Origin of the sequence: Streptomyces sp. NRRL S-920 (assembly GCF_000717945.1) — a bacterium.
GTDB classification, from domain to species: domain Bacteria; phylum Actinomycetota; class Actinomycetes; order Streptomycetales; family Streptomycetaceae; genus Streptomyces; species Streptomyces alboniger.
On sequence record NZ_JODF01000031.1, the window covers coordinates 14,708 to 34,970 of the forward strand.

The following is a 20,263-nucleotide window of genomic DNA, read 5'->3' on the forward strand; positions in this document are numbered from 1 at the left end:
CGGCGGGGCGGAGGGCCCGCTTCCGGGCGGCCGGGGATAACCGTTTCGCGGCGGGAGGCCCCGGCTCGGTACGATCCCTAGTGCGCGCGCATCAGAAAGCGCCGCACCCCCCTTCTGCAAGGAGAGACCGGTGTCAGACGTCCGTGTGATCATCCAACGCGATTCCGAGCGGGAAGAGCGCGTGGTGACGACGGGCACTACGGCGGCCGAGCTCTTCGCCGGTGAGCGCACCATCGTCGCCGCCCGCGTGGCCGGCGAGCTGAAGGACCTGGCGTACGCCGTGGCCGAGGGCGACGAGGTCGAGCCCGTCGAGGTCTCCTCCGAGGACGGCCTGAACATCCTGCGCCACTCGACCGCGCACGTCATGGCGCAGGCCGTGCAGGAGCTGTTCCCCGACGCCAAGCTGGGCATCGGCCCGCCCATCCGGGACGGCTTCTACTACGACTTCGACGTCAAGGAGCCCTTCACCCCCGAGGACCTCAAGCGCATCGAGAAGAAGATGCAGGAGATCCAGAAGCGGGGCCAGCGCTTCTCGCGCCGCGTCGCCAACGACGACGACGCCCGCGTCGAGCTGGCCGACGAGCCGTACAAGCTGGAGCTGATCGGCCTCAAGGGCAACGCGGCCAACGCCGCCGACGGCGCGGACGCCGAGGTCGGCGCCGGCGAGCTGACGATCTACGACAACATCGACGCGAAGACCGGCGAGCTGTGCTGGAAGGACCTCTGCCGAGGCCCGCACCTGCCCACCACCCGGAACATCCCCGCGTTCAAGCTGATGCGCTCCGCCGCCGCCTACTGGCGCGGCAGCGAGAAGAACCCCCAGCTCCAGCGCATCTACGGCACCGCGTGGCCCTCGAAGGACGAGCTGAAGGCGCACCTGGAGTTCCTCGCCGAGGCCGAGAAGCGCGACCACCGCAAGCTCGGCGCCGAGCTGGACCTCTTCTCCTTCCCGGAGGAGCTGGGCCCGGGCCTCGCGGTCTTCCACCCCAAGGGCGGCGTGATCCGCAAGGTGATGGAGGACTACTCCCGCAAGCGGCACGAGGACTCGGGCTACGAGTTCGTGAACACCCCGCACATCTCGAAGGAGCACCTCTTCGAGACCTCCGGGCACCTGCCGCACTACGCGGAGGGCATGTTCCCGCCGATCGAGTTCGACGGGCAGAACTACCGCCTGAAGGCGATGAACTGCCCGATGCACAACCTCATCTTCAAGTCGCGCGGCCGCTCCTACCGCGAACTGCCCCTGCGGCTCTTCGAGTTCGGCACGGTCTACCGCTACGAGAAGTCGGGCGTCGTGCACGGCCTGACCCGCTCGCGCGGCTTCACGCAGGACGACTCGCACATCTACTGCACCAAGGAGCAGATGGCCGAGGAGCTGGACAAGCTCCTCACCTTCGTCCTGGACCTGCTGCGCGACTACGGCCTGAACGAGTTCGAGCTGGAGCTGTCCACCCGCGACGACTCCGACAAGTTCATCGGCTCGGACGAGGACTGGGCGGAGGCCACCGAGGCGCTGCGCCAGGCGGCCGAGAAGCAGGGCCTTCCGCTGGTGCCGGACCCGGGCGGCGCCGCGTACTACGGCCCGAAGATCTCGGTGCAGGCGAAGGACGCGATCGGCCGGTCCTGGCAGATGTCGACCCTCCAGGTCGACTTCAACCAGCCGAAGCGGTTCGGCCTGGAGTACACGTCGGCGGACGGCTCCAAGCAGCAGCCCGTCATGCTGCACCGCGCGCTGTTCGGCTCGATCGAGCGGTTCTTCGGCGTGCTTCTGGAGCACTACGCGGGCGCGTTCCCGGCGTGGCTCGCCCCGGTGCAGGCGATCGGCATCCCGGTCGGCGACGCGCACGTGCCCTACCTCCAGGAGTTCGCGGAGGAGGCCAAGAAGCGCGGGCTGCGGGTCGAGGTCGACGCCTCGTCGGACCGTATGCAGAAGAAGATCCGCAACGCTCAGCGGAGCAAGGTGCCGTTCATGGTCATCGTCGGTGACGACGACATGAACGCGGGCTCGGTGTCCTTCCGCTACCGGGACGGGTCGCAGGAGAACGGGATCGCCCGTGACGAGGCGATCGCCAAGCTCGTCGACGTGGTGGAGCGCCGCGTGCAGGTATGACGTGGTCCCCGCGGGCGCGGGGAGGTAAGGGGCGGTCCCGTTCGGGGCCGCCCCTCGTCGCGTACTCGCCGGGGAATATGCTGACCACCATGACGAGTGAGCCGGAGCAGCAGATCGGAGTGGGTACGCAGGACGCGTTCCAGCGCCTGTGGACGCCCCACCGGATGGCGTACATCCAGGGCGAGAACAAGCCCACGGGCCCGGGAGCCGACGACGGCTGCCCCTTCTGCTCCATCCCGGCCAAGTCCGACGAGGACGGCCTGGTGATCGCGCGCGGCGAGCACGTGTACGCGGTGCTGAACCTCTACCCGTACAACGGCGGCCACCTGATGGTGGTCCCCTACCGCCACGTCGCCGACTACACCGACCTGACGGGCCCCGAGACCGCCGAGCTGGGTGAGCTGACCAAGCAGGCGATGACGGCCCTGCGTACCGCGTCCGGCGCGCACGGCTTCAACATCGGCATGAACCAGGGCGCCGTCGCGGGCGCCGGCATCGCCGCGCATCTGCACCAGCACGTCGTCCCGCGCTGGGGCGGCGACACCAACTTCATGCCGGTCGTCGGCCATACGAAGGTGCTCCCGCAGCTGCTCGCCGACACCCGGAAGATGCTCGCGGACGTCTGGCCCGCGAGCTAGCACCGGCGCGGCGCTCACGCGTCGTACACGTCCGCCTTCCTCGGCATCGGGTCCTGGATCGCCCCGCTGAGGAAGCCGGAACGGGCGCCGAACTTCTCGGTGTTGACGCCGTTCTCCGCGAGGACCTTGATCGCCGCCTGGTGCACCACGCGCAGTACGGGCGTGGCGGCGCGCAGCGCGTCGTCGGCCATGAAGCGGTGCCGCCACGGCTTGTCGGCCCAGGCGTGGCGCAGGCCGAAGGGCTCGGGCAGGACCAGCTTGCCGCCGAGGTGGTCCAGAAGCGGCGGATACCACGTGAAGGGGGCGCGCACCGCGAGGCGTACCACCTCGTCGGCGTCGACCAGCGGCAGCTGGCGGTCGACGGTCTCCCAGAACTTGATGGGCTTGCTGACCGTCTTCGTCTTGGGCTCGGGCTTGGTGGTGAACAGGGAGTTGACGGGGCCCAGCGCGTGGCCGGTGACCTCGATGCGCAACGTCTCGTGCAGCACGGTCACCGTGATGAGCATCGTGATGACCAACTGGCCGTCCCAGAGCGTGAACTGCACGCCCAGGTAGTGCCGGTCGCCGCTGCCGAACTGCTGTTCATTGCAGATCCGCTGTATCTCATGGCCGCGGATCTGGAAGGCGTCGACGTCCGTGCCGGTGGGGCGGGCCACCGCCTGGGCGTTCTCCCCGATGGGGGTGACGATCCAGTGGTTTATCGACGGGGTGGGGAAGCCACCGGTGTGCAGCGGGCCGCGCTCCAGCATGCGGAGCTGGTCGTGCACCGCCCGTATGACGTCCCAGCTGCGGAAGGGGTGGATCTCCTTGCCGTCCTCGGCGGGCACCAGCTCCTCGGCCAGCTGCCAGCTGCCCCAGCGCGTGCCCATGCCCAATATGCCCTTGGGCCCGGCGTAGAAGACGGAGTTGCTCTGCTGCTCGGCGGAGAGCCTGGCCAGGCCCTGGCGCAGCCGCTCGGCGGCCGTCTCGCCGGGGCTGCCCGGCACCGCCTCGGGGATCTTGGCCCCGATGCCGCCGCCCGAGAGCAGGCTCGCCCAGCGCTCGCGCATGTCCCTGGCCGTGCGCTCGGCGATCTGCTTGGCCCAGAACCAGCCCACCACGGGCAGGACGATCGCCGCCCGCAGATACCACGCCCAGAAGCCGTCGAACGGCAGCTTGAGGAGGGCGAGGGCGGCCAGCACGCCCATGGCGACCAGGACGGCGGTGGCGAGCGCGCCCGCGCGCTTGTTCTCGTTCTTGGCGACCTGGCGTCTGATGGTGAAGACGAGCAGCCAGATGAGCAGGCCGGGCAGGAAGAGCACGCCGCACAGGACCATCACGGCCGTGAGCCAGCTGTCGCGCTCCTTGCGGATGCGGCTCGCCGCCAGGCAGTGCTCCACGACGGACTGCGGCTCGATACCGAAGGACTGGATGAGCGGCTTGCGGCCGCCGCCGAGCATCCGCACCTGCACGGTCCGCGCGAAGGCCTCGCCGAGGCTCGGCTTGAACAGTGACCACATGCCGGGCTTGACCACGGACTTGTGCCACTCGTTGTTGGCCTTCAGGATCTCGTCGACGTCTCCGTCGCGATACGCGGCCGACGCCAGGGCATGCGTCGCCACGGTCTGTCCCGCGGTGCCCGAGAGCGGGACCTGGGCCCCGGGCCTGAAGTCGAATCCATCGTCCGCCACTGCCGCCCCCTCGCCGCGACGCCTTCGCTGCTGCGGCTCTTCCCGACTTCGTTGTCCGGCACGCCTGTTGCCGTCCGGCACATCCGTTGATCAGGTCATCAGCGTATCGGGGCGCACCGACATCCGGCAGGGGGCACCCGGGGCGCCGCCCGCCCGCGCGAGCCGGGCGGGCGGCGATCGTGCGCCGGTTTCGACTACGGCAACTACGAGGCGGCCCGCGCCTGTTCGCGGATCCGCTCCGACAACTGCGGGGGCATCGGCTCGTGGCGGGCGTACGCGCGGCTGAAGCGCCCGGTGCCCTGGGAGAGGGACCGCAGGTCCACCGCGTACCGGCCGATCTCGATCTCGGGGACCTCGGCTCGTACGAGCGTGCGTCCGCCGGGCGCCTGCTCGGTGCCGACCACCCGGCCGCGGCGCCCGGACAGATCGCTCATGACCGCGCCGACATAGTCGTCGCCGACCAGCACCCGTACCTCGGCGACCGGTTCGAGCAGGTGGATCCTGGCCCCGGCCGCCGCCTCGCGCAGCGCGAGCGCGCCCGCCGTCTGGAACGCGGCGTCGGAGGAGTCCACCGAGTGCGCCTTGCCGTCGAGGAGCGTGACGCGTATGTCGACGAGGGCGTACCCGGCCGCGACGCCCCTGGCCGCCTGCGCGCGGACGCCCTTCTCGACGGAGGGGATGAACTGGCGGGGGACCGCGCCGCCGACCACCTTGTCGACGAACTCGATGCCGCTGCCGCCGGGCAGCGGCTCCACCTCGATCTCGCAGATCGCGTACTGGCCGTGCCCGCCGGACTGCTTCACATGGCGTCCGCGCCCCGCGGACCTGCCCGCGAACGTCTCCCGCAGGGTGACCCGGTGCGGTACGACGTCGACCTGTACGCCGTACCGGCTGCGCAGCCGCTCCAGGGCCACGTCGGCGTGCGCCTCGCCCAGGCACCACAGGACCACCTGGTGCGTGTGCTGGTTCTGCTCAAGGCGCATCGTCGGATCCTCGGCCACCAGCCGCGAGAGCCCTTGCGAGAGCTTGTCCTCGTCCGCCTTGCTGTGCGCCTGGATGGCGAGCGGAAGGAGCGGGTCCGGCATGTCCCAGGGCTCCATCAGGAGCGGGTCGTCCTTGCTCGACAGCGTGTCGCCGGTCTCCGCGCGGTGCAGTTTGGCCACGCACGCCATGTCGCCCGCCACACACCGGGTGAGAACGCGCTGCTGCTTGCCGAAGGGGGAGGACAGCGCGCCGATGCGCTCGTCGACGTCGTGGTCCTCGTGGCCCCGGTCCGCCAGACCGTGTCCGGAGACGTGCACCGTCTCGTCGGGGCGCAGGGTGCCGGAGAAGACGCGTACGAGCGAGATCCGGCCGACGTAGGGGTCGGAGGCGGTCTTGACGACCTCGGCCGCCAGGGGGCCGTCGGGGTCGCAGGACAGGGCGGGCCGCGCCTTGCCGCCCGGCGTCGTCACCGCCGGCGCGGGGTGCTCCAGCGGGGTGGGGAAGCCGCCCGTGATCAGTTCGAGCAGCTCGACCGTGCCGATGCCCTGGCGGGCCCCCTCCGCGGCCGGGGCGGCGGCGAGCACGGGGTGGAAGATGCCGCGCGCGACGGCCCGCTCCAGGTCGTCCACGAGCGTCTTGAAGTCGATGTCCTCGCCGCTGAGATAGCGGTCCATGAGGGACTCGTCCTCGCTCTCGGCGATGATCCCCTCGATCAGTTTGTCGCGGGCCTCCTCGATCAGCGGCAGCTGGTCGTCGCCCGGCTCGGATTCCTTGCGCTCACCCGACGCGTAGTCGTATATCCGCCGCGAGAGCAGCCCGATCAGGCCGGTCACCGGCGCATGCCCGTCCGGGCCCTGCTCGCCGTGGAGGGGCAGGTACAGCGGGAGTACGGCGTCCGGGTCGTCGGCGCCGAACGCCTCGGCGCAGTTGCGCGTCATCACGGTGAAGTCCGCGCGGGCCGACTCCAGGTGCGTCACCACGATGGCCCGCGGCATGCCGACCGCCGCGCACTCCTCCCAGACCATGCGGGTCGCGCCGGTGACGCCCTCGGCGCCCTCCGCCGCCGAGACGACGAAGAGGGCCGCGTCCGCGGCGCGCAGACCGGCCCTCAGCTCACCGACGAAGTCGGCGTATCCAGGGGTGTCCAGCAGATTGATCTTGATGCCGTCCCATTCGACGGGGACCAGGGACAGCTGCACCGAGCGCTGCTGCCGGTGCTCGATCTCGTCGTAGTCGGAGACGGCGGTGCCGTCCTCGACGCGGCCCGCGCGGTTCACCGCCCCCGCGGTCAGCGCGAGGGCCTCCACCAGGGTCGTCTTGCCCGATCCGCTGTGGCCGACCAGCACCACATTCCGTACGGACGCGGGGTGGTCGGCCGTCGCTGCCCTGCCGGCGGCTCCGGGGTGTGCGTTCGCCTTGTCGCCCATGCCTTGCCTCCCGGTCACGTGCACGATGAGGAGGCTCAGCCCCCTCGGGGATGCTGGCTGCTCGCGGACGCGCGGGGCCAGTGCGGGGCGGCTCCGACGGCGCCCGTGGTGGTTTCGAGCTTTCCACTCGCGTCACGGTGCGTCCATACGTCGTACGCGATCGTGAGGGGGCGAGCCGGTGCGTCAAGGGCGTGACTACGATGGGTCGGCCGGTGGCCAACGGGGCCACGCGGCGCACCGACCCCTCGGGAAGGCCATGCTGAACAAGTACGCGCGTGCATTCTTCACGCGTGTCCTCACACCGTTCGCCGCGTTTCTCATCCGCCGCGGGGTCAGCCCCGACGCGGTCACCTTCATCGGCACGGCCGGTGTGGTGGCGGGAGCGCTGGTCTTCTTCCCCCGTGGCGAGTTCTTCTGGGGCACGATCGTCATCACCCTGTTCGTCTTCTCCGACCTCGTCGACGGCAACATGGCCCGCCAGCTCGGCCGCTCCAGCCGCTGGGGCGCCTTCCTGGACTCCACGCTGGACCGGGTGGCCGACAGCGCGATCTTCGGCGGCCTGGCCCTCTGGTACGCCGGATCCGGTGACGACAACATCCTCTGCGCCGTCTCCATCTTCTGTCTGGCGAGCGGCCAGGTGGTGTCGTACACCAAGGCGCGCGGCGAGGCGATCGGCCTGCCCGTGGCCGTCAACGGCCTGGTGGAGCGCGCCGAGCGGCTGGTGATCTCACTGGTCGCCGCGGGCCTCGCCGGGCTCCACGCGTTCGGCGTCCCCGGCATCCAGATCCTGCTGCCCATCGCCCTGTGGATCGTCGCGGTCGGCAGCCTCGTCACGCTCGTGCAGCGGGTCGTGACCGTGCGCCGCGAAGCCGCCGAGGCCGACGCCGCCACCAGCCTGGAGGGTGGCGCCGCGCAGTGAAGGACCGACTCACCGACGCGCTGTACGGGCTCGGCTGGAGCACCGTCAAGAAGCTCCCCGAGCCGGTCGCCGAGCGACTCGGCAGGACCATCGCCGACACGGTCTGGAAGCGCCGCGGCAAGGGCGTGCTGCGCCTGGAGTCGAACCTCGCGCGCGTGGTGCCCGACGCCACCCCCGAGCGGCTCGCCCAGCTGTCCAGGGCGGGCATGCGGTCGTACCTGCGCTACTGGATGGAGTCCTTCCGGCTGCCTTCCTGGAGCCGGGAGCGCATCAGGGACGGCGTCGACGTCGAGGGGCAGCACCACCTCACCGACGGACTCGCCGCCGGCAAGGGCGTCATCGTCGCCCTGCCGCACCTCGGCAACTGGGACCTCGCGGGCGCCTGGGTCACCACGAAGCTCGAAACCCCCTTCACGACCGTCGCCGAGCGGCTCAAGCCCGAGACGCTCTACGACCGTTTCGTCGCCTACCGCGAGAGCCTCGGCATGGAGGTCCTGCCGCACACCGGCGGCGCCGCCTTCGGCACGCTGGCCCGGCGGCTGCGCGCGGGCGGCCTCATCTGTCTCGTCGCGGACCGCGATCTGTCGGCCTCCGGAGTCGAGGTGAAGTTCTTCGGAGACACCGCCCGGATGCCCGCGGGGCCCGCGATGCTGGCCCAGCACACCGGCGCCGTGCTCCTGCCCGTGACGCTCTGGTACGACGGCACGCCCGTCATGAAGGGCCGGATCCACCCGCCCGTCGACGTCCCCGAGACAGGTACCCGCGCCGAGAAGACGTCTGTCATGACGCAGGCGCTGGCAGACGCCTTCGCCACCGGCATCGCCGACCACCCGGAGGACTGGCACATGCTCCAGCGACTGTGGCTCGCGGACCTGGAGCCGCGCTCCGACGCCGCTCCCGCGCGGGAGTCGTCGTGAGGATCGGCATCGTCTGCCCGTACTCGTGGGACGTGCCGGGCGGCGTCCAGTTCCACATCCGCGATCTGGCGGAGCACCTGATCCGCCTGGGGCACGAGGTGTCCGTCCTGGCCCCGGCCGACGACGAGACGCCCCTGCCGCCGTACGTCGTCTCGGCGGGCCGGGCCGTCCCCGTGCCGTACAACGGCTCCGTCGCCCGGCTCAACTTCGGCTTCCTGTCGGCCGCGCGGGTCCGCCGCTGGCTGCACGACGGCACCTTCGACGTCATCCACATCCACGAGCCGACATCGCCGTCGCTCGGGCTGCTCACCTGCTGGGCGGCGCAGGGCCCGATCGTCGCGACGTTCCACACGTCCAACCCGCGCTCCCGGGCCATGATCGCCGCGTACCCGATCCTCCAGCCCGCCCTGGAGAAGATCAGCGCCCGCATCGCCGTCAGCGAGTACGCGCGCCGCACCCTCGTGGAGCACCTGGGCGGCGACGCGGTCGTCATCCCGAACGGCGTCGACGTCGACTTCTTCGCCGAGGCCGAGCCCAAGCCCGAGTGGCAGGGGGAGACCATCGGCTTCATCGGCCGCATCGACGAGCCCCGCAAGGGCCTGCCGGTCCTGATGAAGGCGCTGCCGCAGATCTTCGCCGAGCGGCCGAACGCCCGTCTGCTGGTCGCCGGGCGCGGCGACGAGGAGGAGGCGGTGGCCTCGCTCCCGGACGAGCTGCGCTCCCGGGTGGAGTTCCTCGGCATGGTCAGCGACGAGGACAAGGCGCGGCTGCTGAGGAGCGTCGACCTGTACGTCGCTCCGAACACCGGTGGCGAGAGCTTCGGGATCATCCTCGTCGAGGCGATGTCCGCGGGCGCGCCCGTGCTCGCCAGCGACCTGGACGCCTTCGCGCAGGTGCTCGACCAGGGCGCGGCGGGCGAGCTGTTCGGCAACGAGGACGCGGAGTCCCTCGCCAAGGCGGCGGTGCGCCTCCTCGCCGACCCCGAGCGCCGTGAGGGGCTGCGGGAGCGCGGCAGCGCGCATGTGCGGCGCTTCGACTGGTCGACCGTCGGCGCGGACATCCTCGCGGTGTACGAGACGGTGACGGACGGCGCGGCCTCGGTCGCGGAGGACGAGCGGTCGGGTCTTCGGGCGCGGTTCGGCCTCACTCGTACCTGAGGGCCCGCCCCGGACGGGGGCCCTGGGCGCCTCGGGGTGCCCGGTGGTGAGCCGGGGGGCGCGGGGCGACTAGCCTGAGCGTCCGTGACCTCCACCTTGATCTGGATCGCGGTAGCCCTCCTGGCGATCGGCCTCTATCTGAGCTGGACCGCCGGGCGGCTCGACCGGCTGCACGCGCGGATCGACGCCTCGCGCGCCGCCCTCGACGCGCAGCTGCTGCGCCGCGCCTCGGTCGCCCAGGAGCTGGCCACCTCGGGGGTGCTCGACCCCGCCGCCTCGATCGTGCTCTACGAGGCGGCACACGCGGCCCGGCAGGCGGAGGAGGAGCAGCGCGAGGTCGCGGAGAGCGAGCTGAGCCAGGCGCTGCGGGCCATCTTCGGTGAGATCCAGCAGGTCGAGGCGGTGCGCGAGGCCCCGGGCGGGGACGAGGCGGCCACCGAACTGGCCGCGTCCGTGCGCCGGGTGCCGATGGCCCGCCGCTTCCACAACGACTCCGTACGCGCGGCCCGTGCCCTGCGCAGGCACCGCAAGGTCCGCTGGTTCCGCCTCGCGGGGCATGCGCCGTTCCCCATGGCGTTCGAGATGGACGACGAGCCGCCGGTGGCGCTGGCCGACCGGGCCGGTTCCTAGCGGGGCACGGACCGGGCGAGTCCCGGAAAATGAGCCACCGGTCAACCATTGGCCCTTGCTGTGGCCTGGTAGTCGGGAGTTTCCTCGGAGCTGTAGAAACCTTCTTCAGCGAGTGAGGTCAACTCCGTGTCCAGCACCCCCTCCAGCAGCAACCCGTCGCCCGAGACCGGCACCGCGCGCGTGAAGCGCGGCATGGCCGAGCAGCTCAAGGGCGGCGTGATCATGGACGTCGTCAACGCCGAGCAGGCGAAGATAGCCGAGGACGCCGGCGCCGTCGCCGTCATGGCGCTGGAGCGGGTGCCCGCCGACATCCGCAAGGACGGCGGCGTGGCGCGGATGTCCGACCCGAACATGATCGAAGAGATCATCGAGGCCGTCTCCATCCCGGTCATGGCCAAGTCCCGCATCGGCCACTTCGTCGAGGCCCAGGTCCTCCAGTCCCTCGGCGTCGACTACATCGACGAGTCCGAGGTCCTGACCCCGGCCGACGAGGTCAACCACAGCGACAAGTTCGCCTTCACGACCCCGTTCGTGTGCGGCGCCACCAACCTGGGCGAGGCCCTGCGCCGCATCGCCGAGGGCGCGGCCATGATCCGCTCCAAGGGCGAGGCCGGCACCGGCAACGTCGTCGAGGCCGTCCGCCACCTGCGCCAGATCAAGAACGAGATCGCCAAGCTGCGCGGCTTCGACAACAACGAGCTGTACGCCGCCGCCAAGGACCTGCGCGCCCCCTACGAGCTGGTCAAGGAGACCGCCGAGCTGGGCAAGCTGCCGGTCGTGCTCTTCTCCGCCGGTGGCGTCGCCACCCCGGCCGACGCCGCCCTGATGCGTCAGCTCGGCGCCGAGGGCGTCTTCGTCGGCTCCGGCATCTTCAAGTCCGGCGACCCGGCCAAGCGCGCCGCCGCCATCGTGAAGGCCACCACCTTCTACGACGACCCGAAGATCATCGCGGACGCCTCCCGCAACCTCGGCGAGGCCATGGTCGGCATCAACTGCGACACCCTGCCGGAGACCGAGCGCTACGCGAACCGAGGCTGGTAATGACCACTCCCGTAGTGGGCGTCCTCGCCCTCCAGGGGGACGTACGGGAGCACCTGATCGCCCTGGCCTCGGCGGACGCCGTGGCCAGGCCGGTGCGGCGCCCCGAAGAACTCGCCGAGGTCGACGGCCTGGTCATCCCCGGTGGCGAGTCCACCACGATCTCCAAGCTGGGCGCCCTCTTCGGCCTTCTTGAGCCCCTCCGCGCGCGCGTGCGCGACGGCATGCCGGTCTACGGCACCTGCGCGGGCATGATCATGCTCGCCGACAAGATCCTCGACCCGCGCTCGGGCCAGGAGACGGTGGGCGGCATCGACATGATCGTGCGGCGCAACGCCTTCGGACGGCAGAACGAATCCTTCGAGGCGGCCGTCGGCATCAAGGGCATCGAGGGCGACCCGGTCGAGGGCGTCTTCATCCGCGCGCCCTGGGTCGAGTCGGTCGGCGCGCAGGTCGAGGTGCTGGCCGAGCACGCGGGCCACATCGTCGCCGTGCGCCAGGGCAACGCGCTCGCCACGTCGTTCCACCCCGAGCTGACCGGCGACCACCGGGTCCACGCTCTGTTCGTGGAGATGGCGCGGGGTAACCCCCGCGCGGGATCCTTGTAGGATCTCCGGGGATCCCCGGAGCCTTGAGGTCTGGGAGAGTTCGTACTGGTTGTTGGGTAACGCGAAGGAGACAGGCAGATGTCCGGCCACTCTAAATGGGCTACGACGAAGCACAAGAAGGCCGTGATCGACGCCAAGCGCGGCAAGCTCTTCGCGAAGATGATTAAGAACATCGAGGTCGCGGCCCGCACGGGCGGCGCCGACGTGTCCGGCAACCCGACGCTCTTCGACGCCATCCAGAAGGCCAAGAAGAGTTCGGTCCCGAACAAGAACATCGACTCCGCGGTCAAGCGCGGCGCCGGCCTCGAAGCCGGTGGCGCCGACTACGAGACGATCATGTACGAGGGTTACGGCCCGAACGGCGTCGCGGTGCTCATCGAGTGCCTCACCGACAACCGCAACCGCGCCGCGTCCGACGTCCGCGTCGCCATGACGCGCAACGGCGGCTCGATGGCCGACCCGGGCTCCGTCTCGTACCTCTTCAACCGCAAGGGCGTCGTCATCGTCCCCAAGGGCGAGCTGACCGAGGACGACGTGCTCGGCGCGGTCCTGGACGCGGGCGCCGAAGAGGTCAACGACCTGGGCGAGACCTTCGAGGTCCTCAGCGAGGCCACCGACCTGGTCGCGGTCCGCACGGCCCTCCAGGACGCCGGCATCGACTACGACTCGGCCGACGCCAACTTCGTCCCGACCATGCAGGTCGAGCTGGACGAGGAGGGCGCCCGGAAGATCTTCAAGCTGATCGACGCCCTGGAGGACAGCGACGACGTGCAGAACGTCTTCGCCAACTTCGACGTCTCCGACGAGGTCATGGCCAAGGTGGACGCCTGACCCACGCGGATGTGACGCGTCTGCGACGACGGGCCGACGGGGACACGCCCCTGTCGGCCCGTCGCGTTGTCAGTGCGAGCCGATAGCCTGCACAAACAGGTGAGCGAAGAAGTGGGGGCTGTCGTGCGGGTGCTGGGGGTCGACCCGGGGCTGACCCGGTGCGGTGTGGGGGTCGTCGATGGAGTCGCCGGACGCCCTCTGACCATGCGCGGCGTCGGTGTCGTACGGACCCCGGCCGACGCCGAGTTGGGCCACCGGCTGGTCGCCATCGAGCAGGGCATCGAGCAGTGGCTCGACGAGCACAGCCCCGAAGTCCTCGCCGTGGAGCGCGTGTTCAGCCAGCACAACGTGCGTACGGTCATGGGCACCGCCCAGGCCAGCGCCGTCGCCATGCTCTGCGCCTCGCGCCGCGGCATCCCCGTCGCCCTGCACACCCCGAGCGAGGTCAAGGCCGCCGTCACCGGCAGCGGCCGCGCCGACAAGGCACAGGTGGGCGCCATGGTGACCCGTCTGCTGCGGCTCGACGCGCCCCCCAGGCCCGCCGACGCCGCGGACGCCCTCGCGCTCGCCATCTGCCACATCTGGCGCGCCCCCGCGCAGAACCGCCTTCAGCAGGCCGTCGCCGAGAACCGCCTTCAGCAGGCCGTCGCCCAGAACCGCCTCCAGCAGGCAGCGGCCCCGCACGCCGCACGAACCCCCACAGCGCAGAAAGGCCGTACCGCATGATCGCCTTCGTCAGCGGCCCCGTCGCCGCCCTCGCCCCCGATGCCGCGGTGGTCGAGGTCGGCGGCATCGGCATGGCCGTCCAGTGCACGCCGAACACCCTCTCCACCCTCCGCGTCGGCCAGCAGGCCAAGCTCGCCACCTCCCTGGTCGTCCGCGAGGACTCCCTGACGCTCTACGGCTTCGCGGACGACGACGAGCGGCAGACCTTCGAACTGCTCCAGACCGCCAGCGGCGTCGGTCCGCGACTGGCCCTGGCCATGCTCGCCGTGCACAGCCCCGACGCCCTGCGCCGCGCTGTCTCCACCGGCGACGAGAAGGCGCTGACCGCCGTCCCGGGCATCGGCAAGAAGGGCGCCCAGAAGCTGCTCCTGGAGTACAAGGACCGCCTCGGCGAGCCGCTCGGCACCGGCGGCCCCGCCATCGGCACGGCCGTCACCTCCGGCTGGCGCGACCAGTTGCACGCCGCGCTGATCGGCCTCGGGTACGCCACGCGCGAGGCCGACGAGGCCGTTGCCGCCGTCGCCCCGCAGGCCGAGGCGGCCGAGGGCAACCCGCAGGTGGGCCAGCTCCTCAAGGCGGCGCTCCAGACCCTGAACCGCACCCGCTAGCACCCGCACACACCCGCCGCCCCCCTGAACCGCATCGCGAGGCACACCGCATGAACTGGGACGACACGACCGACGACGCCGACGGCGCGGCCGAGCGGCTCGTCGGACCCGCCGCGGAGCGGCTGGTGGACTCCGGCGCCGACGGCGAGGACCAGGCCGTCGAGGCCGCCCTGCGCCCCAAGGACCTGGGCGAGTTCATCGGCCAGGAGAAGGTCCGCGAACAGCTCGACCTCGTCCTGCGGGCGGCCCGCGCGCGGGGCACCACCGCCGACCACGTCCTGCTCTCCGGGGCCCCCGGCCTCGGCAAGACGACCCTCTCGATGATCATCGCCGCCGAGATGGGCGCCCCCATCCGCATCACCAGCGGCCCCGCCATCCAGCACGCGGGCGACCTCGCGGCGATCCTCTCCTCCCTCCAGGAGGGCGAGGTCCTCTTCCTCGACGAGATCCACCGCATGTCGCGGCCCGCCGAGGAGATGCTGTACATGGCGATGGAGGACTTCCGCGTCGACGTCATCGTCGGCAAGGGCCCCGGCGCCACCGCCATCCCGCTCGAACTGCCGCCCTTCACCCTGGTCGGCGCCACCACGCGCGCGGGCCTGCTGCCGCCGCCGCTGCGCGACCGCTTCGGCTTCACCGCGCACATGGAGTTCTACGAACCCGCGGAGCTGGAGCGCGTCGTCCACCGCTCCGCCCAGCTGCTCGACGTGGAGATCGACCCGGCCGGCGCCGCCGAGATCGCGGGCCGCTCGCGCGGCACGCCCCGTATCGCCAACCGCCTGCTGCGCCGCGTGCGGGACTACGCCCAGGTCAAGGCCGACGGTGTGATCGATCGCGACATCGCGGGCGCGGCCCTCGCGGTCTACGAGGTCGACGGACGCGGCCTCGACCGCCTCGACCGTGCCGTCCTGGAGGCCCTGCTGAAGCTGTTCGGCGGCGGGCCGGTGGGCCTGTCGACCCTCGCGGTCGCCGTGGGGGAGGAGCGCGAGACCGTCGAGGAGGTCGCCGAGCCCTTCCTCGTACGGGAGGGACTGCTCGCGCGCACTCCGCGCGGTCGCGTCGCGACGCCCGCGGCCTGGGCGCATCTGGACCTGGTGCCGCCGAGCCGTACGGGTGGTAAGGGGCAGCAGGACCTGTTCGGGACGTGAGGGCGGCGGGACAGCGCCGCGAGCGGGGGAGAACGGCGCGGATACTCGCCTGCTCAGGAACTGCGGTGCCATGCTGAGCGTTGTTCGTTAGGCGCGGACTCGCTTAGACTCCGCCGACGCCGCCTTTGCGGGCGGCGTGCCCACCCCCATCCATCAGGCCGCTTACCCGCGCGGTCGTGCGAAGGAAACTCCGTCCCGTGAATATCGTGACCCTCCTCCCGTTCATCGTGCTCATCGGGGCCATGTTCCTGATGACCCGGTCGGCCAAGAAGAAGCAGCAGGCCGCCGCGCAGATGCGTAACGAGATGCAGCCCGGCACCGGCATCCGCACGATCGGGGGCATGTACGCCACCGTCAAGGAGGTCCACGACGACGCCGTCCTCCTTGAGGTGGCCCCCGGTGTCCACGCGGTTTACGCGAAGAACGCGATCGGCGCCGTCCTCGCGGACGACGAGTACAACCGCATCGTGCACGGCACCGAGGCCGACCTGAACGAGGACGAGGACACCCCCGTCGTTCCGGACGACGCCTCCTCCCTGACCGAGACCGACGAGCCCGCCGCCTCCGACGACTCGCGCATCGACCTCGGCAAGAAGGACGCGGCCGCCGAGGCCGACGACGCGCAGCCGAAGAAGACCGACGGCGAGTCCGACGCGAAGTAGTCACGGCCGGGGCCCGTGGGGTGCGCCGCTCGCGCACCACGGGCCCCGGATCACGTGCATTTCGCGCCGAATCTCGACACCACTTCATGGCCGCCCGCCCGGAACCTCCCCGCACCGTTCGGGGCCGGACCGGATGCCGGGCGGTTGGACAGGGAGAACGAGAAGGTGGCAGCACCGAAGAAGGGCCGAAGGCAGAGCGCACCGGGCAAGCCGGGGCGCGCACTGGCCTTCATCCTGATCGCCCTCGTGGCGCTGACCGGGGGAATGTTCCTTTCCGGACACACCACACCGCGCCTGGGCATCGACCTCGCGGGTGGTACGAGCATCACGCTCGAGGCGAGGAACGAGCCGGGCCAGAAGAACGCGATCAACCCGACCAACATGAACACCGCCGTTGACATCATCAACAACCGTGTCAACGGCCTGGGTGTCTCCGAGGCCGAGGTCCAGACCCAGGGCGATCGCAACATCATCGTCAACATCCCCAAGGGGACGAACGAGAAGCAGGCGCGCGATCAGGTCGGCACGACCGCTCAGCTCTACTTCCGTCCGGTGATCACTCAGGCCCCCGGCGAGCCGACCCCGTCCGACACCTCCTCGTCCGGGACGGACAAGGAGAAGGACAAGTCCGCCGACAAGGACAAGGCCACCGACAAGGCGACGGACAAGTCCACCGACAAGGACGCCGCGAACTCCCCCAACTCCTCCGCGTCGCCCCAGGGCCGCGCCGTCAGTGAGGCCTTGAAGGCGGACCCGACACCGTCCGGCAAGGACGGCAAGAAGGACGACGGCAAGAAGGACGACGGCAAGAAGAAGGACGAGACGCCCGCCCCGGACCCGGCCACCGCCAAGCTCCAGGAGCAGTTCACCAAGCTGGACTGCACGGACAAGAAGGCGCGCGCCGCGGCGGGCAAGGGCATCAAGCCGTCCGACCCCACCATCGCCTGCGGCAAGAGCCCCGACGGCAAGACGTGGGACAAGTTCATCCTTGCCCCGGCCGAGGTCAACGGCAAGGACGTCGACGAGGCCAAGGCGACGATCAACCAGCAGACCGGTGCCTGGGTCGTCAACATGGAATTCACCAAGGGCGGCTCGAAGAAGTTCGCGGCGACGACGGGCAAGCTCTCGCAGCAGCAGCCCCCGCAGAACCAGTTCGCGATCGTCCTGGACGGTGAGGTCGTCTCGGCCCCCAGCGTCAACACGACCCTGACCTCCAACGCCGAGATCTCCGGCAGCTTCACCCAGGACTCCGCCAAGGACCTCGCGAACGTCCTGTCGTACGGCGCGCTGCCGCTCACCTTCCACGAGCAGAGCGTCACCACGGTCAGCCCGGCCCTCGGTGGCGAGCAGCTGGAAGCGGGCCTGATCGCGGGTGCCATCGGCCTCGCGCTCGTCGTGATCTACCTCGTGGTGTACTACCGCGGCCTGTCGCTCATCGCCATCGCGAGCCTCCTGGTCTCGGCGGCCCTGACGTACACGATCATGACGCTGCTCGGCCCGACCATTCACTTCGCGCTGAACCTGCCCGCGGTCTGCGGTGCCATCGTCGCGATCGGCATCACGGCGGACTCGTTCATCGTCTTCTTCGAACGTGTCCGTGACGAGGTCCGCGAGGGACGCACGCTGCGCCCCGCCGTCGAGCGGGCCTGGCCGCGCGCCCGGCGCACCATCCTGGTCTCCGACTTCGTGTCGTTCCTCGCCGCCGCCGTGCTCTTCGTCGTCACGGTCGGCAAGGTGCAGGGCTTCGCGTTCACGCTCGGCCTGACCACGCTGCTCGACGTCGTGGTGGTGTTCTTCTTCACCAAGCCGCTGATGACGCTCATGGCACGCAAGAAGTTCTTCGCGAGCGGTCACCCGTGGTCCGGCTTCGACCCCAAGCGGCTCGGCATCAAGCCTCCGATCCGCCGGTCCCGCCGCGCCCCCGGCTCCTCCGTTGGCCCTGTCGACCCGAAGGAGGCCTGAGGTGTCGAAACTCGGCAATCTCGGCGCCAGGCTCTACCGCGGCGAGGTCGGCTACGACTTCGTCGGCAAGCGCAAGATCTGGTACGCCGTCTCGATACTGATCACCATCACGGCCATCCTCGGCCTGGCGGTGCGCGGCCTGAACATGGGCATCGAGTTCGAGGGCGGCGCCGTCTTCAACACCCCGAAGACGAGTGTCTCGGTCGCACAGGCCGAGGAGTCCGCGGAGAAGGCCTCCGGCCATGACGCGATCGTCCAGAAGCTGGGCGACGACGCGATGCGCATCCAGATCGCGGGCGTGGACATCGACAAGTCCGACCGGATCAAGGCGGCGCTGGCCAAGGACCTCGACGTCAAGGCCGCCGACATCAACGCCGACCTGGTCGGCCCCAGCTGGGGCGAGCAGATCGCCAACAAGGCCTGGCAGGGCCTGGCGATCTTCATGGTCCTCGTGGTGATCTACCTGGCCATCGCCTTCGAATGGCGCATGGCGCTGGCGGCGCTGATCGCGCTCATCCACGACATCACCATCACCGTGGGTGTGTACGCGCTGGTCGGCTTCGAGGTCACGCCGGGCACGGTGATCGGTCTGCTGACCATCCTCGGTTACTCGCTGTACGACACGGTCGTGGTCTTCGACAGCTTGAAGGAGCAGTCGAAGGACCTCACCAAGCAGACCCGCTTCACCTACAGCGAGGTCGCCAACCGCAGCATCAACGGCACCCTGGTGCGCTCCATCAACACCACGGTCGTCGCGCTGCTCCCGGTGGCGGGCCTGCTGTTCATCGGTGGCGGTGTCCTGGGCGCGGGCATGCTCAACGACATCTCGCTGTCGCTGTTCGTCGGCCTCGCGGCCGGCGCGTACTCCTCGATCTTCATCGCCACGCCGCTCGTCGCCGACTTCAAGGAGCGCGAGCCGCAGCTGAAGGCCCTCAAGAAGCGGGTGCTCGCCAAGCGGGCGGCCGCCGTGGCCAAGGGCGAATCGACGGAGGCGCAGGAGTACGAGGACGACGACGCGCCGCGGGACGACGTCCCGGGCGAGGCCGCACCGGCCGTCGTCGGTCCGCGGGCCCAGCCCGCCTCCCGCAGCCGCGGCAAGGGCCGGCCTTCGGGGAAGCGCCGATGACCGAGTTGGCGGGCGTCTCCGAGCTGCTGCTCAGCCGCATTCGTGACGTGCCGGACTACCCGAAGCCGGGTGTGATGTTCAAGGACATCACCCCGCTGCTGGCCGACCCGGCCGCGTTCGCGGCGCTCACGGACACGCTGGCCGCCCTCAGTACGCGGTACGGCGCCACGAAGATCGTCGGCCTGGAGGCCCGCGGCTTCATCCTCGGCGCCCCGGTCGCAATCCGCGCCGGGCTCGGCTTCATTCCCGTACGCAAGGCGGGCAAGCTCCCCGGGGCGACGCTGCGGCAGAGCTACGACCTGGAGTACGGCAGCGCCGAGATCGAGGTGCACGCCGAGGACCTGGCCGCGGGCGACCGCGTCATGGTCATCGACGACGTCCTCGCCACCGGCGGCACCGCGGGGGCCTCGCTGGACCTGATCCGACGCTCGGGCGCCGAGGTCGCCGGGGTCGCGGTCCTCATGGAGCTGGGCTTCCTGGGAGGCCGACGAAAGCTGGAGCAGGCCCTGAAGGGTGCGCCGCTAGAGGCGCTGATCACCGTCTAAGACGGCTCGCAGAACAGAACGGCGGGCGCCCCGACACCACCCGGGGCGCCCGCCGCCGTCTCCGCCCGGCTCGCGCCTCGGCCGGGGCGTGCCTTGCCGGGTCGTGCCTCGGCCGGGTTGCGCCTCGGCTTGGGTCGCCCCTCGGCCGGGTCCCCTCCGGCCGGTTTCCCTCCGACCGGTCCGGACGGACGGCGACGCAGCCCGGAACCGCCGCACTGTCCCGCGCGTTTCTTTAGGCCCGCGGCCGTCTTCGCCTGCGGCCGTCTTCGGCCGGGCCGCGCTTTGCCCGGTCGCCCCTTGGCCGGGTCCCCTCCGGCCGGTTTCCCTCCGATCGGTCCGGCAGGGACGGCGCCGCGGCCGGGAACCGCCGCACTGTCCCGTGCGTTTCTCCAGGCCCGCCGCCGTCTTCGGCCGGGTCGCGCCTCGGCCCGGTCGCCCCTCGGCCGGGTCGCGCCTTGGCCCGGTCGCCCCTCGGCCGGGCCGCGCCTTGGCCGGGCCGAGCTTCCGACCGGCCCCCTCCGACCGGCCCCCCTCCAACGGGCCTCCCCTCCCACCAC

Annotated in this window: 18 protein-coding genes; 16 read left to right on the forward strand and 2 right to left on the reverse strand. The window is 70.8% G+C overall.

Annotated features, from left to right (window positions below):
- Window positions 1-130 precede the first annotated feature (130 nt).
- On the forward strand, window positions 131-2,110 hold the full coding sequence (gene thrS, locus IG54_RS0122195; protein WP_030787118.1) for a threonine--tRNA ligase: 1,980 nt from the start codon (window positions 131-133) through the stop codon (window positions 2,108-2,110).
- Window positions 2,111-2,187: 77 nt separating this feature from the next.
- Window positions 2,188-2,748 (forward strand): HIT family protein, encoded by a 561-nt coding sequence (locus IG54_RS0122200; RefSeq protein WP_030787121.1) that lies wholly within the window; start codon window positions 2,188-2,190, stop codon window positions 2,746-2,748.
- Between the two features lie 14 nt (window positions 2,749-2,762).
- On the opposite strand, the gene IG54_RS0122205 is transcribed toward IG54_RS0122200, so the two are convergent.
- Both IG54_RS0122205 and IG54_RS0122210 read right to left on the reverse strand, forming a co-directional pair.
- Complete coding sequence (locus IG54_RS0122205; RefSeq protein WP_030787125.1) at window positions 2,763-4,418, reverse strand: hypothetical protein; 1,656 nt, start codon at window positions 4,416-4,418, stop codon at window positions 2,763-2,765.
- 203 nt (window positions 4,419-4,621) lie between these two features.
- Window positions 4,622-6,829, reverse strand: a complete 2,208-nt coding sequence (locus IG54_RS0122210) for an elongation factor G-like protein EF-G2 (protein WP_030787128.1) — start codon at window positions 6,827-6,829, stop codon at window positions 4,622-4,624.
- A 256-nt stretch (window positions 6,830-7,085) separates the two neighbouring features.
- Between IG54_RS0122210 and pgsA the strand changes: the two genes are divergently transcribed.
- The 14 genes from pgsA to IG54_RS0122280 all read left to right on the forward strand — a co-directional run bounded on the left by pgsA (window position 7,086) and on the right by IG54_RS0122280 (window position 19,706).
- Window positions 7,086-7,748 (forward strand): phosphatidylinositol phosphate synthase, encoded by a 663-nt coding sequence (gene pgsA, locus IG54_RS0122215; RefSeq protein WP_030787134.1) that lies wholly within the window; start codon window positions 7,086-7,088, stop codon window positions 7,746-7,748.
- Window positions 7,745-8,665, forward strand: coding sequence for a phosphatidylinositol mannoside acyltransferase (locus IG54_RS0122220; protein ID WP_030787136.1), 921 nt, complete (start codon window positions 7,745-7,747; stop codon window positions 8,663-8,665). Before pgsA ends, IG54_RS0122220 begins: the two co-directional genes overlap by 4 nt.
- Complete coding sequence (locus tag IG54_RS0122225) at window positions 8,662-9,822, forward strand: glycosyltransferase family 4 protein (protein WP_030787138.1); 1,161 nt, start codon at window positions 8,662-8,664, stop codon at window positions 9,820-9,822. The genes IG54_RS0122220 and IG54_RS0122225 overlap by 4 nt, the downstream gene beginning before the upstream one ends.
- A gap of 84 nt (window positions 9,823-9,906) precedes the next feature.
- Entirely contained in the window at window positions 9,907-10,452 is a 546-nt protein-coding gene (locus tag IG54_RS0122230) for a hypothetical protein (RefSeq protein WP_030787140.1), read from the forward strand.
- 126 nt (window positions 10,453-10,578) lie between these two features.
- Window positions 10,579-11,493 carry a pyridoxal 5'-phosphate synthase lyase subunit PdxS gene (gene pdxS / locus IG54_RS0122235; protein WP_030787143.1) on the forward strand — a complete coding sequence of 305 codons (915 nt, stop codon included), beginning with the start codon at window positions 10,579-10,581 and terminating at the stop codon, window positions 11,491-11,493.
- A complete protein-coding gene (gene pdxT / locus IG54_RS0122240; RefSeq protein ID WP_030787145.1) occupies window positions 11,493-12,098 on the forward strand; it encodes a pyridoxal 5'-phosphate synthase glutaminase subunit PdxT in 606 nt (201 codons plus the stop codon). Before pdxS ends, pdxT begins: the two co-directional genes overlap by 1 nt.
- A 78-nt stretch (window positions 12,099-12,176) precedes the next feature.
- The gene (locus tag IG54_RS0122245; RefSeq protein WP_030787148.1) at window positions 12,177-12,929 is read left to right on the forward strand and encodes a YebC/PmpR family DNA-binding transcriptional regulator; all 753 of its coding nucleotides are present in this window, start codon (window positions 12,177-12,179) and stop codon (window positions 12,927-12,929) included.
- A gap of 123 nt (window positions 12,930-13,052) precedes the next feature.
- The gene (gene ruvC / locus IG54_RS0122250; RefSeq protein WP_030787151.1) at window positions 13,053-13,655 is read left to right on the forward strand and encodes a crossover junction endodeoxyribonuclease RuvC; all 603 of its coding nucleotides are present in this window, start codon (window positions 13,053-13,055) and stop codon (window positions 13,653-13,655) included.
- A complete protein-coding gene (gene ruvA, locus IG54_RS0122255) occupies window positions 13,652-14,263 on the forward strand; it encodes a Holliday junction branch migration protein RuvA (protein WP_030787154.1) in 612 nt (203 codons plus the stop codon). The genes ruvC and ruvA overlap by 4 nt, the downstream gene beginning before the upstream one ends.
- Window positions 14,264-14,313: 50 nt before the next feature.
- The gene (ruvB, locus tag IG54_RS0122260) at window positions 14,314-15,411 is read left to right on the forward strand and encodes a Holliday junction branch migration DNA helicase RuvB (protein WP_030787158.1); all 1,098 of its coding nucleotides are present in this window, start codon (window positions 14,314-14,316) and stop codon (window positions 15,409-15,411) included.
- Between the two features lie 197 nt (window positions 15,412-15,608).
- Window positions 15,609-16,073, forward strand: a complete 465-nt coding sequence (gene yajC, locus IG54_RS0122265) for a preprotein translocase subunit YajC (RefSeq protein WP_030787160.1) — start codon at window positions 15,609-15,611, stop codon at window positions 16,071-16,073.
- Between the two features lie 165 nt (window positions 16,074-16,238).
- Window positions 16,239-18,035, forward strand: coding sequence for a protein translocase subunit SecD (gene secD, locus IG54_RS0122270; protein WP_030787164.1), 1,797 nt, complete (start codon window positions 16,239-16,241; stop codon window positions 18,033-18,035).
- Window position 18,036: 1 nt separating this feature from the next.
- Complete coding sequence (gene secF, locus IG54_RS0122275; RefSeq protein ID WP_030787168.1) at window positions 18,037-19,161, forward strand: protein translocase subunit SecF; 1,125 nt, start codon at window positions 18,037-18,039, stop codon at window positions 19,159-19,161.
- A complete protein-coding gene (locus IG54_RS0122280) occupies window positions 19,158-19,706 on the forward strand; it encodes an adenine phosphoribosyltransferase (protein ID WP_030787171.1) in 549 nt (182 codons plus the stop codon). The genes secF and IG54_RS0122280 overlap by 4 nt, the downstream gene beginning before the upstream one ends.
- The last annotated feature ends 557 nt before the right edge of the window (window positions 19,707-20,263 follow it).